Source organism: Candidatus Formimonas warabiya (assembly GCF_002777255.1).
In the GTDB taxonomy this organism is placed as follows: Bacteria; Bacillota; Dehalobacteriia; order Dehalobacteriales; family Dehalobacteriaceae; genus Formimonas; species Formimonas warabiya.
In genome coordinates this window covers 5,995,766-6,008,462 of record NZ_CP017634.1, presented here as the reverse complement: position 1 = coordinate 6,008,462, position 12,697 = coordinate 5,995,766, and the positions used below count along the sequence as shown (strand labels likewise).

Sequence of the window (12,697 nt, the reverse complement as noted above, 5' to 3'; positions counted from 1 at the left end):
AATGGAATCAAAACAAAACATCGCCGGCTGGTCAATCGCCTTGACATTTGTGGGCACAGTGGTGGGATCGGGCTTTGCTTCAGGGCAGGAAGTATTAAGGTTCTTTGGTATCTATGAAGAGCAGGGTGTCTACGGGATTTTTATTTCTTCAGTATTATTTTTTGTTTACGGATCCTTTGTGATGGTCATTGGCCATCGGAAACAGTGGGATACCTATAATGAATTATTCTCTCATCTCTTTAGCAGACGAATATCTTTCATCTTTGATATGATTTTCACCTTATTTCTCATAGGTGTTTCCGCTATCATGGTAGCCGGTTCCGGTGCTGTCTTGAAAAACACTTTTCAGATCCAACCTGCCCTTGGCTCCTGCCTGACTATATTTCTCACCTGGCTGGTGATCATTTTCGGACTGAAGGGGATTACCCGGGCGAATCAGCTGATTGTTCCGGGTCTGATTCTGTTTATCCTGTCTGTGTCCTGCCTTACCATCCATTTTCCCTCTAGTTTCCCCACCTCCATGCCGATAGATCCTCCCAGCCCCTCCAGTTGGTTAACATCCACATTTTTTTACGCCTCCTATAATATTGGCTTATCTCTGGGGGTCTTGCTCCCGGTAGGAAAAAAGGCCTTGCATCCAAGTACATGTATCCAAGGAGCTGCCGGAGGAGCGATGATTCTTGGTATTTTATTATTGGGCATATTTTTTTCCTTACAATCTATGTCGGCCGGCAGCCTTCATGCCGAGATCCCTCTTTTGGCCACCATTCAGCAGTATCGCTTATTAAACCTCTTTTTTTCGGTAATATTGTGGGGGGAAATTTTTTCAACCCTAGTCAGTACGGTATTTGCCGTGAGAAACCGCATCACAAAGTTGATATCCCCAAGATTTTTGATCCTCTTCTGGGTGGTCATATTTTTAGGAGGACAAATCCGGTTTGCCAAACTCATTTTTGTTCTTTATCCCTTTTTTGGTCTTGTCTGTTTCATCTTGTTAATTGCCATTACCTGGAGAATTTTTAAAAAAGGGTTTTAAATTAAAGAAAGTAAAAGAACTAGACAACCTTTTTCTGTTCCACAAAATCTACAGAAATTTCTTTGCTGAATTTATAGACATGGTCAGCAATTCTCTCCAGATAGTTAACAATATCAATAAAGATGACACCGGCCTCTACCGTGCAATTGCCCGCTTCCAGCCGCTTAATATGCCCTTCCACCAGATTAGCGGAGATGGCGTCCACTTTTTCTTCCAGCTCGTAGACTTCCCGCACTGCGACCGGGTTGTACTCCTGAACGGCAATGATCGATTTATTGAACATCTCAATGATACTTGCTTCCAGTTCTTTTAAATCCCGAACGGCCACATCACTGAATTGCAGGTTGTGATCCATTTTAACTTTGGATTGGTCGACAAGACTCTCCGCGTGATCCCCCACCCGCTCCAAATGGTTGATACTGTTGATCAAGGCCGGTATCATTACAGATTGGGTCTCTAACATGGGGCGTTTAGATAAGTCCACCGTATAGGACGTAATATCTCGTTGCAGTTTGTTGAGGGTTTCTTCATCTTTCGCTACCCGCGCAAACTTGTGGGTATCATTGTTGTACAAACCGTCCATCACACTGGCGACCATGTCCCGGGCAATTTCTGCTGCCCGAACAATCTCGGACTGGGCGGCTTTAATCGCGGCTACCGGCGTATCCAGCAGCAGTTTATCGAGAGACTTGGGAGACCGGGCATCTTTCCCCCGGATCACGGTTTCCAGGAATTTTACGTAATACTTGCTCAGGGGTAGAAACACCACTGCGCTCAAGATATTAAAAATGGTGTGGGAGTTCGCGATTTGAGCGCTGATGTTTGCGCCGGGCTGGAGATAATTCGTGAAGCTCAGCACGATGTCGATAAACCAGGGCAGGAACAAAGCGACCACCACTACGCCGAAAATGTTATAGATGGTGTGGGCCCAAGCCGTACGGCGGGCATGTATATTTCCGGTGATACTGGCCAGTTGGGCGGTAATACAGGTGCCGATATTGTCCCCCAGCATAATTAAGATCGCCGTCTTGATATCCAGCAAGCCCGCAATGCCCAAGACCATCACCAAACCGACGGTGGCACTGCTGCTGTGCACCAGGGCAGTTGCCAGGGCGCCCAAAGCAATCCCTACAAGCGGGATGGAGGCATAATGGGTGAAGAAAAACTTCAAGGTTTCACTGTCTCTCATGAAAGGAACCCCGGAATTGAGGATTTTCAGACCTAAAAACATCATCCCGAACCCCATCAAGGCATCCCCCAAATGCCGGGTAAAATCCCGCCGGGCAAAGTAAGATAGGGCAAACCCAAATCCCAGAATAGGCAGTGCGATATCCGTCAATTTAAAATGGAAACTAAAGGCCATCAACTGAGCCGTAATCGTCGTGCCGATGTTGGCACCGTAAATAATGCCGATAGCCTGGGGAAGCTTCATTAATCCGGCATTGACAAAGCCCACGGTTAAGACGGTAATGGCCGTGCTGCTCTGAACCAGGGCGGTCAAAAAGGTGCCCACAAAAAAAGCACTCCAGACATTGCCGGTAAGAACAGCCAAAATTTTCTTCATCATCCGGCCGGAAGCCTTTTCCAAGCCATCGCCCATTTTGTCAACCCCATACATAAGCAAAGCCGTGCCGCCAATCAACCCAAAAATTAGTTCCTGCATAGATCGTCCTCCGTGTATACCAATGACCTTAGTTGTTTTTTAAGCCATATTATTTTAAGACATCCCATTTATATTCTACTAGGTTCCCACATTTCCTTTTATATTCTTTATTGAAAAACCTTCGGTTATCCCCGCAGTCCTTTTTATTCAGTTTGAAACCGTGCCAAAACAACTGAAAAAAGCGGCACTTCTGCCGCTTTTTTCAGTTTATCTAGTTATGGGGGGTTAACGGAAAGAACACTATCTGGTTACCAGTTCTTGAAAAGCATGTTGCACAATTTTATCTATTTCCTTTTCTATTTCTCCCGGAAGAGGTTCAAACCGGTCATTGACTAAGATTTCTTTTACGGCTTCTCTCGCCTTGATGCGAATATCTTTTTTCCCGGTGGCTTCCCATTCGCTCCATGCGTGATCAAAACCCAGTTTGGGCATAAATATCTCTCCGGCTCTTAAATGGCGTACCGTATGCTCCTGTTCCAGGAAAGTACCCCCGTGCAAAACGCTGGAAATCACATCTAATGCCAAGGTATCCGGATTCACTTCCATTCCTCGCTTCACTTTGCGGAGCATGGCAAAGGTTTCGTTATCGATGACCAATTGTTCGTAAGAGGCCACGATTAAATTGGCCATGCTGCCAAAACCGGAAAACATATGCGCTCCTGCGATCAGAGGTAAAATAGCGTTAATCGCCTTTTCATATCCCGTTTGATTATCGAAGGTACAGGAGGTGCAGGACAAGCCATAGACATCTGTTAGAAATCCGTACCGGCGGGCAAGCTGGGCCACAGCCACATTGCCGATCCCCACTTCAGGAAGGCCCCAAATGGAAGTGCCGTTTTTCATGTTGGGGTAGTTTAGCCGGGAACCATAAATCAAAGGGGTTTGGGGATTGATAAAATAGGCAATGGCAGCAAAGGCCAATATTTCCGCATTCATTTGGGCAATTCCTCCGGCAATGGTCAGAGGACCTGAAATGCCGGCTACCGGAGCGGACAAAATCACGGTGGGAATACCCGCTGCAATAATAAACTTCATGGTATCGGTGATTTCCTGAGGAAAATACAAGGGGCTTTCCGGAGAGATGCCCACTAACCCGATGGGATTCTCTGTCAATGAAGCACCGGTGCCGGCAAAGACCCGGAACAATTCCACAATATATTTGGCTTCCCCGGCGGAGGATACGCCAGGTCCATAGATCGGCTTCGTAGAATATTTCAGCATATGTTCCAATTGTCTGATTTGGCTGATTTGGGCCGGTACATCTTCCGGATACAACAAGGCGCAGGGCATATCCAACTGGTCCAGATGATCCACGAGTCGCATCGCCTGGATAAAGTCGGACAGCCGGGCATTTCTTTTCCGGCCCGTTTCCCCGTCGAGCATGGCGGGTATTCCCCCGGTAGAATGGGCAATCACATGGCCCGGTTTCACCTCCGATTTTTTTCCTGACCGGCCGGTAAAGGTAATTTCCCGGGTTACATTGTCAATCACCTGCCGGATTAAGTCCCCTTTAAATTTTACCCGGTCCCGTTCAATCTCACAGCCTCTTGTATACAGCTCATTCCTTAATTGGGGGTCATCCACGCGTACCCCAAAATTCTCTAAAATGTAAAGGCTGGCCTGGTGAATCTGATCAATTTCCTGGTCCGGCAAGATCTGAAAGAATTTAGTATCTGCCTTTACCATATTCCTTTGCCCCTTTCAAAAAATTCGCCATGAAAGTATCCGTCGTTCCATGTTTGGCCTCGTTGATAAAACCGACTCAGAAGTTAGTTTAATTGATAGATAACGCCGCAATATCCCATGCGACGTTATCTATCATCAAGAGGGGGGTTATTGGGTCTCTATCATACTGGTTCGCATGCTTAGGTTTAGTTGCTCCAAGAATAGTCGAAGAGCCTGTCGTATTCTACACTTCCCTGATCAGCAACCAATTCCTTGGAATAAGCACGGCTGCCGTTTGGATAATAGAGGGGAATCTCCGGTACATCCTGGTCTAAAATTTTAATAACCTCAGCATAAAGTTGTTTTCTCGCTTCGGGATCTGTTTCCCCTTGCGCCTGCACGAGAAGTTCATCCACCTTAGGATTGGAGTATAAGCTCCAGTTGCCGGCAGGGCCAATACTGGCAGTAGCGAAACTGCCAAACATGATCTCGTCCATGTCTTTTGTACCAGCCGCCCAGCGGCAAACAGCTATTTCAAAGTTTCCTTTCACTGTTACGTCGTCGATAAAGGCACTTCGCTCCATCTGCAGCACTTCCGCCTTTAAACCAATCTTGGTAAGGGCATCCTGAAGGATGGTAGCAAGCTTGGGATAGGGATCGGTAGCATAGGTCTTAATGGTGACCGGCTTGCCTTCCATGCCGGCTTCTTTTACCAATTGTTTCGCTTTTTCCAAATCCACCGGATACCAGGTATCTTTAAGAACCGGGTCTCCTTCCGTATAGCCTTGGCGGTTACCCGGGTAGTCCGCTACCGCACCCTTGCCTTCTACGCCAACAGTCAGCATTTGCTGGCGGTCAACCGCATAAGCCACGGCTTGGCGCAAACGAACGTCGGTAAATAATCCGGTTTTCGTGTTCATCATACATTGAAATAAAATGGTGGACGGGTAGGTGACCATATTCAGCTTATCCGTCTGGGCAACGGCATCATAATTAATGCCGGGAATGTCGTTAAAGTAGGCATTGATCTCGCCGGTTTGCAGAGCAATAATGGCGGCATTCACATCGGTAATGGTCTTGAGCCTGGCTTTTTTGACCGCCGGTGCGCCTTTAAAATAGTTGGGGTTGGCCTCATAGACGCACTCTTGACCCGGCTTCCACTCTTTCAGGATATAGGGCCCGGTCCCCACGATCGCCTCGACCGACTTCCCATAGTCCGCACCATATTTTTTAACGGCATTTTCACTGAGCATAGCACTGTACATGCAGTTGGCCAAATATTCCAGGAAGCCTACATTGGGTGTTTTCATATTGATTTTAATGGTATAGTCATCAACAATCTGACAGTCTTGAACAGACACATAGCACCAGGAAGTCCAGGATGATGCCATGGCTTGGTCGATGGAGTATTTGGCGTCGGATGCTTTAAACTCGGTACCGTCGGAAAACTTAACGCCTTTTCGTAAATAGAAAGTAATGGTCTTGCCATCAGGAGAAATTTCATATTTTTCTGCCAGGGAAGGAACTGTTTTGCCGTCGCTGTCTTTGATCACAAGAGTGTCATAAACTTGGAGCATACTGATGCTTTCAAAACCGTTGGCAGTATTGTAGTAATCAAAACTATCCGTAACTTTGGGAATACCCACAACCATCTCTTTGTCCGCAGCGGACTGAGTCTGCTCACTTGTGGAACCGCTATCCTGATTGCCGCCGCACCCTGCAGCAAATAAAGCAATCATAAGAGCTGCCAATAGCAATACCATTTTTCTCTTCATATTCTTCTCCTCCTCATTTTTATCTAACAGCTTGACGCCGCCTAGATCATAGCTACTGCTCGAGTAGTCAGAATCCGGAATGCTCCGGGATGGGTGCAAGCAACTTACCGCCCTCGTACAGAAGAAGCCAACGTTCCTCCCTGCTGACTCCTAACCTTTACTTCAGGCTAAGCTGGGTTCTGATTGAAGCAAGTTCTTAATTCAGATGGAGATTCTTTTACTCCATCTGAATTTTAGAACTGCAAATGCATGACTTAGTTGGCGTTTGACTCCCGCATATTTGGGGGCATTCCTGCAGCGGTCAGGGGACACACCTCTTACAGAGGAATGTCCCCAATTACTGTGTCCCCTGACCGCTGATGGCGGGAGACTTACGCCAAGTTAGTCAGGTTAAAAACGGGATGCCGTTATTCACGGACGATAGACAAAATCCTAACCTCGGAGATAATCTTTTGCCCTTCCGCCTTCATGGCGTGGATGTTTCGGACCACTTCCATGCCCCCTACTACTTTGCCGAAAGCAGGAAACCCCAAGCCGTCCGGATGGCGCATTCCCCCTGCATCCAGTGCCGGTTGGTCGCCCACGCAAATCACGATATTGTCGTCTACACAGTCCGGCGTGGTACGTCCTAAAGAAATGGCACCGTCAACATGTTTAATCCCTGTTTCCTTTGTTGATTCCAGCATAATCGGGGGATGAGGGCCCTTTCTTCCTTTACTGTCGTCATAAGGCCTACCTTCAATCATATCTACCCTCATGGCCTGATCATAATAATCGTTGTAATACCCGCCTTCAATCACGTCAATTTTAACCTCATTATTCGGCTGATTGTCCGCCGACCGCACTGTCCGGTAAAAGGTTGCACCGTTATAGTAGCCTTCATCTACGTAGCACAGGAAATGGCCTACGGTTTTAGGTGCCTGATTTTCATATAGATCGGCAACGATATCGCCGACTTCGGTTACGATGCGTATCCGAGCCATTTTTCCCTCCTTCCGCCTTGAAGCACACAATTTACATAGGTTTAACATGATCCGCTTTAGTCGTTCCACCGATAGTCATAAATATGATCATATTGGACATTACCTGCATCAACCGTCAAGCCCTTGGTATATGCTCTGGTCCCTTGCGTATAATAGAGGGGAATCAGGGGAATGTCCTGGGTAAATATCTTGATGGCCTCGGTATAAAGCTGCTTTCTGACCTCTGTGTCCATTTCCGCGGAAGCCTTCGTCAAATATGGGTCAATCGCAGGGTTGGAGTATTGGCAATGGTTCATGCTCCCACCCGTTTCCAGCAATCCCATGGTTTCGCTCATATCCTTGGTACCGGACCAGTACCGGGAAATGGCGATTTCATAGTCTTTTTTCTGCCATATTTTATCGCTGTAAGCATTGATCTCTAATTGCTCCACTTTTGCATTCAAACCGATCTTGCTCAAATCATCCTGCAATGCGGTCGCAAGTTTCGGCCACGGGTCTGTGTCCATGGTTTTAATCGTCACGGTTTTTCCTTCCATGCCCGCCTCCTTAACCAGCTGCTTTGCTTTCTCCAGATCCATTTGATACCATGTTTTCAGGTTGGGATTGCCGATATAATCCGGACCGCCGGGGTAATCCACAATCGTCCCTTGACCCTCGGTGCCCACCTGGAGCATCTTTTCCCGATCAACCGCATAAGCTACCGCCTGGCGCAGCTTCACATCGGCAAAGGGACCGGTTTTGCAATTCATCAGGACGTCCATAAAGACATAGGACGAAAAAGGCGTAAGCGTTACTTTATCGTTATTGGAAAGGGTCTCCACAGCCATACCGGGAACATCCTTCAAATACAATCCGATCTCGCCTGTTTGCAAGGCAATTACGGCGGCATTGGGATCAGATATGGTCTTGAATATGACCTTATTGATCCCAGGCGCACCCCGGAAATAGCTGGAGTTCGCTTCAAAGTCACATTCCGTTCCAGGCTGCCACCCTTTCAGGATATATGGGCCGGTTCCAATCGTGGATTCTACCGTTTTGCCATATTGGTCACCGTATTGCTGATATGCGCTTTCACTGACTAAGTAAATCCAGGTCAATCTTTCCAGGAAACTGACATCCGGTTTCTTCAAGTAGACTTTGATGGTATAATCATCAACCACATCGCAGCCCGCAGCGCTCACCATCGCCCAACTGGTGTAGGAAGATTTAATTCCTTGATCAATAGAAAACTTGGCATCTGATGCCTTAAACTCTGTGCCATTGGAAAACTTGACGCCCTTTCTGAGATAGAAGGTAATGGTCTTGCCATCCGGAGAAACCTCATACTTTTCTGCCAGGGAGGGCACCATTTTTCCATCTTTGTCTTTGAGCACCAGGGTGTCGTAAACCTGCATATGGCCATAAGTTTCGTCTCCGTAGGAACCATAGGGATCAAAATTGGAATTGGCTTTTACCACCCCGACGACTAACTCTTTATCCGCTTTCCCTTGATCTGCCGTCGCCGCCGGTTCATTTGTTTTCTGACCACATCCTGTGAAGAATGCGGCAATCATGAAAGCAACCAATAGCAATGCCATTTTTCTTCTCATAAATTTTTAACCCCCTCTTTTTTATATCCCCAGCCTGAAGGCTGTTTGGATCACGGATAAAGACGGCATGCCACAAAATGACCGTTGCCCTGGTCTTTCAGCGGAATATCCTGTCCCAGACAGTTGTCTGTGCAATAATCGCACCGGGAAGCGAATCGGCAGCCCGGCTTGGGATTAATGGGATCCGATACCTCACCACGGATAATTTTTCTCTCTTTCTTGCCCGTCAGCCTGGGCACCGGTATGGCCGAAAGCAGTGCTTTGGTATATGGATGCATGGGGTTTTTAAATAATTCTTTTGATTCTGCCCGTTCTACACATTGTCCCAGGTACATCACGGCGATTTCATTGGAAATGTGCTTGACTACGGAAAGGTCATGGGTAATGAACATGTAGGTCAGTTTCATTTCTTCCTGCAAGTCCATGAGCAGATTTAGAATTTGGGCCTGTATCGACACATCAAGGGCAGATACGGGCTCATCGCAAACAATGAATTTGGGGCTTAAGGCCAGGGCCCGGGCCACGCCTACCCGCTGCCGGCGTCCCCCGTCCATCTCGTGGGGATAGGTATTGACAAAGCGTTCCGCCAGTCCCACCGTCTCCATGAGGCTAAGTATTTTTTCCGTCATTTCCCGGCTATTTTTATAGATATGGTTCATGACCAGGGGTTCGGCAATCAGGTCAAATACCGACATGCGGGGATTCAGGCTGGAGAAAGGGTCCTGAAAGATGATTTGCATTTGCCGGCGGATGTTCTGCATTTCCTGCCGGTCATATTTGAGGATGTTTTCGCCTTGAAAAAGCACCTCGCCGGAAGTCGCTTCTAAAAGCCGCAGCACTACTCTCCCCAGTGTGGATTTGCCGCAGCCCGACTCACCGACGACACCTAAGGTTTGCCCTTCTTTGATCTCAATATTCACCCCATCTACCGCATGAAGAAGGCCGCTGTTTACTTTGAAATATTTTTTTAGATCTTTGGTTTTGAGTAATGGCTCCACTGCTTATACCTCCTTAGCATAGAGATGACAGGCGATGACATGCGCATCAAAGGAATATGCCTCGGGTTGCCTTTGTTTACAGATCTCCATACATGATTTGCATCTGGGATGGAATTTGCAGCCGGTGGGCAGATTGGTCGGGTCGGGCATCAATCCGTCTATGGGGCTCAACCTGGGCGTTTCGATCTCAAGATCAGGGATGGAGCCAAAAAGGCCCAGGGTATAGGGGTGATGCTGCTCTCCTTCAAATATATCTTGTACCGTCCCTCTTTCTACAATCTCTCCCGCATACATGATCGCTACTTTGTCGCAGGTCTCCGCTACGACACCCAAGTCGTGGGTAATCATAATCATGGAAGTATTCAGCTTTTCTTTAAGTTCTGCCATTAGCGCCAGTACCTGGGCCTGGATGGTAACGTCAAGAGCAGTGGTGGGCTCATCGGCGATGAGTAGCTCGGGATTGCATGCCAGGGCAATGGCTATCACCACCCGCTGTTTCATGCCCCCGGAGAATTGATGGGGAAACTCCCCTTTTCTCCTGGGCTGGATCCCCACCAGGGTAAGCAGTTCATCCACCCGGGCTTCCAGCTCTTTTTTATTCTTTCTATCATGATTGTGGATCTCCAGGGATTCTTTGATCTGCTCCCCTACGGGGACAATGGGATTCAGGGATGTCATGGGATCCTGGAAAATCATAGACATTCTGGCCCCCCGCGTCAGTCTCATTTCGTTTTTGGATTTTTTTAAGAGGTTCTCTCCTTTAAAGAATATCTCGCCTTCGGAAATGCTTCCGGTCCGCTCCGGAAGAAGCTGCATGACCGCCAGGGCAGTTGTGGTCTTTCCTGCTCCGGTTTCACCGACCAGTCCGATCGTCTCCTTCGTGCCGATCTCGAAATTGATTCTATTGACCGCATGCACAATGGCTTCATCGGTTTTATAAATTACACTGAGGTTTTTTATCTCTAAAAGCTTGTCATCCATCCTATCCACCTCAATCCTTTAGTCTGGGGTCCAGGGCGTCTCTCAGCCCGTCGCCCATCAGGTTAATGGAAAGCGCGGTCAAAACAATGGCCATGCCGGGAAATATGACGAGATGAGGTGAATAGAGCATATAGTCTTTGCCCTCGGAAAGCATGGAGCCCCATTCAGGAGTGGGGGGCTGGATGCCCATGCCCAGAAAGCTCATGGCCGCTGCCCAAATGATCATGCTGCCCACCGACATTGTGGTCTGCACAATCACGGGACCAATAGCATTGGGCAGAATATGCTTCAGGATAATATACCGGTCCGGAGTGCCGCATGCTTTGGCCGCTTCAATGAAATCCTGCCCGGTCACCGTTAAGATGGCCGAGCGGATCACCCGGGTATAGTAGGGAACCATGGACAGCATCAGGGCAATCAATACATTCACCAGTCCCGGTCCCAGTGCCGCTACAATGGCCAGGGCCATCAACATAAAGGGAATACACATAATCGTGTCCATCACCCGGCCGATGATCATATCGATGATCCCGCCGTAGTATCCTGCCGCTGCACCAAAGAGGCCGCCCAGGGAAATGCCTACAATCACGGCGCCGATGCCCATGATCAGGGAGTTGCGCGTGCCGTGGATAATGCGGGCAAACATATCCCGGCCAAATACATCGGTACCAAACCAGTGGTCCGCCGTAGGAGGCTGCAGACGGATGGCGATGTTCTGCTCCAATGCTGCCTGGTAGGGCACAATCAGGTCGGCAAATATGGTGAAAAACAGGATCACGGCAAATATGGTCAGGCCGAACATGGCAATCTTGTTCCTTTTCATCCGCTTCCAGGTATCCCTGAACCTGCTTTTCTTCTTATACTTTTTCTTGATGGAAATGGTTGTAGTTTCCGTTGTAGTATTCATTTCGACTTCCCTCTCCTCAGTCTAACCTTTTTGATATCGCGCCCTGATGCGGGGATCGATATAGGCATAAAGAATATCAACAAGCAGCATCACCATCATGAAGAAAAAGGCGAGAAACAGGGCGCAACCCGTCACTTGAGGAACATCTTTCATCCTGATGGAGTCGATGATTAATTTACCCACTCCGTTGATGGAGAAGACGGTTTCGATCACCACCGCGCCTCCTAAAAGCCATCCGAACTCCATCCCCGCCACCGTAACCACCGGCAGCAGAGCATTTTTCAGGGCATGGTGGAATACTATTTTCCACTCGGTCTGTCCCTTCGCCCGGGCAGTACGGATATAGTCCTGTCTTTGCGTCTCCAGCATTGTGGTCCGGGTCATACGTAGGATGGAGGCCGACACTGGAATCGCCAGGGTAAATGCGGGCAGGATATAACCCAGCCAGGTATCTGTACCGTTAGAAGGGAGCCACCCTAGCGTCAGTGCGAACAGCAGGATTAACAGCAGTCCAAACCAGAATTGCGGCATCGACGCCATAAACATGGCGGCGGAAGTGCCCAAGATATCAAATACACTATATTGTTTGACCGCCGCTAAAATACCCAGGGGAATACCGATCAGCACAGCTAACAAGATGGCAAAGGCGGCCAGCTTAACAGTGGTGGGAAAACGGGAAGCTATTTCCTCAAATACCGACCTGCCGTTGACATAAGATTTTCCCATGTCTCCCTGAACAAGCTTGACTACATAATCCCCGTACCGGACCAGAAAAGGTCGGTCAAATCCCAGCTCATGATTAAGCTTCTTCACAGCCTCAGGGGTCGCTTGTTGTCCCAGGATCACCTGGGCCGGGTCACCCGGAGTTAAGTTCATGGTGCCAAACACAATAAAAATGATGGCAAGCAATGTGGGAAAGACGATTAGAATCCTTTTCAGAACGTATTTGCTCATTTTTTCACCTCCCCTTGTACGGCTATTTATGTTGCCGCTGCCCTTGAGTAAAATGTCACAATAATGAAAATATTCCTCTCAATTTTAAAATATCCTCTCCCGGCCTCCAAAACTTTCAGGTGAAAAAAGGATCGTACGAAGACAGG

10 protein-coding genes are annotated in these 12,697 nt (G+C 48.1%); 1 reads left to right on the top strand and 9 read right to left on the bottom strand.

Annotated features, from left to right (window positions below):
• Position 1 precedes the first annotated feature (1 nt).
• Positions 2-1,036 (top strand): YkvI family membrane protein, encoded by a 1,035-nt coding sequence (locus DCMF_RS26965; RefSeq protein WP_148137311.1) that lies wholly within the window; start codon positions 2-4, stop codon positions 1,034-1,036.
• 19 nt (positions 1,037-1,055) lie between these two features.
• Here the strand turns inward: DCMF_RS26965 and DCMF_RS26960 are convergent, their stop codons facing one another.
• The 9 genes from DCMF_RS26960 to DCMF_RS26920 form a co-directional block, all read right to left on the bottom strand.
• Positions 1,056-2,699, bottom strand: a complete 1,644-nt coding sequence (locus tag DCMF_RS26960; RefSeq protein ID WP_148137310.1) for a Na/Pi cotransporter family protein — start codon at positions 2,697-2,699, stop codon at positions 1,056-1,058.
• A 240-nt stretch (positions 2,700-2,939) separates the two neighbouring features.
• Positions 2,940-4,385 carry a trimethylamine methyltransferase family protein gene (locus DCMF_RS26955; RefSeq protein ID WP_148137309.1) on the bottom strand — a complete coding sequence of 482 codons (1,446 nt, stop codon included), beginning with the start codon at positions 4,383-4,385 and terminating at the stop codon, positions 2,940-2,942.
• A 185-nt stretch (positions 4,386-4,570) separates the two neighbouring features.
• Positions 4,571-6,139, bottom strand: a complete 1,569-nt coding sequence (locus DCMF_RS26950; protein WP_148137308.1) for an ABC transporter substrate-binding protein — start codon at positions 6,137-6,139, stop codon at positions 4,571-4,573.
• Positions 6,140-6,546: 407 nt separating this feature from the next.
• Positions 6,547-7,122 carry a peptidylprolyl isomerase gene (locus tag DCMF_RS26945; protein WP_214658939.1) on the bottom strand — a complete coding sequence of 192 codons (576 nt, stop codon included), beginning with the start codon at positions 7,120-7,122 and terminating at the stop codon, positions 6,547-6,549.
• A 56-nt stretch (positions 7,123-7,178) separates the two neighbouring features.
• Positions 7,179-8,711 carry an ABC transporter substrate-binding protein gene (locus DCMF_RS26940; RefSeq protein ID WP_148137307.1) on the bottom strand — a complete coding sequence of 511 codons (1,533 nt, stop codon included), beginning with the start codon at positions 8,709-8,711 and terminating at the stop codon, positions 7,179-7,181.
• Positions 8,712-8,761: 50 nt separating this feature from the next.
• Positions 8,762-9,709, bottom strand: coding sequence for an ABC transporter ATP-binding protein (locus DCMF_RS26935; RefSeq protein WP_148137306.1), 948 nt, complete (start codon positions 9,707-9,709; stop codon positions 8,762-8,764).
• 3 nt (positions 9,710-9,712) lie between these two features.
• Positions 9,713-10,690, bottom strand: coding sequence for an ABC transporter ATP-binding protein (locus DCMF_RS26930; protein ID WP_148137305.1), 978 nt, complete (start codon positions 10,688-10,690; stop codon positions 9,713-9,715).
• A gap of 10 nt (positions 10,691-10,700) precedes the next feature.
• Positions 10,701-11,597 carry an ABC transporter permease gene (locus DCMF_RS26925; RefSeq protein WP_148137304.1) on the bottom strand — a complete coding sequence of 299 codons (897 nt, stop codon included), beginning with the start codon at positions 11,595-11,597 and terminating at the stop codon, positions 10,701-10,703.
• 21 nt (positions 11,598-11,618) lie between these two features.
• Entirely contained in the window at positions 11,619-12,551 is a 933-nt protein-coding gene (locus DCMF_RS26920) for an ABC transporter permease (protein ID WP_148137303.1), read from the bottom strand.
• Positions 12,552-12,697 lie beyond the last annotated feature (146 nt).

Bases quoted from the DNA above. Each gene is read 5' to 3' on its own strand.
- DCMF_RS26965 (WP_148137311.1), top strand. From the start codon at position 2: ATGGAATCAAAACAAAACATCGCCGGCTGGTCAATCGCCTTGACATTT.
- DCMF_RS26960 (WP_148137310.1), bottom strand. From the start codon at position 2,699: ATGCAGGAACTAATTTTTGGGTTGATTGGCGGCACGGCTTTGCTTATG.
- DCMF_RS26955 (WP_148137309.1), bottom strand. From the start codon at position 4,385: ATGGTAAAGGCAGATACTAAATTCTTTCAGATCTTGCCGGACCAGGAA.
- DCMF_RS26950 (WP_148137308.1), bottom strand. From the start codon at position 6,139: ATGAAGAGAAAAATGGTATTGCTATTGGCAGCTCTTATGATTGCTTTA.
- DCMF_RS26945 (WP_214658939.1), bottom strand. From the start codon at position 7,122: ATGGCTCGGATACGCATCGTAACCGAAGTCGGCGATATCGTTGCCGAT.
- DCMF_RS26940 (WP_148137307.1), bottom strand. From the start codon at position 8,711: ATGAGAAGAAAAATGGCATTGCTATTGGTTGCTTTCATGATTGCCGCA.
- DCMF_RS26930 (WP_148137305.1), bottom strand. From the start codon at position 10,690: ATGGATGACAAGCTTTTAGAGATAAAAAACCTCAGTGTAATTTATAAA.
- DCMF_RS26925 (WP_148137304.1), bottom strand. From the start codon at position 11,597: ATGAATACTACAACGGAAACTACAACCATTTCCATCAAGAAAAAGTAT.
- DCMF_RS26920 (WP_148137303.1), bottom strand. From the start codon at position 12,551: ATGAGCAAATACGTTCTGAAAAGGATTCTAATCGTCTTTCCCACATTG.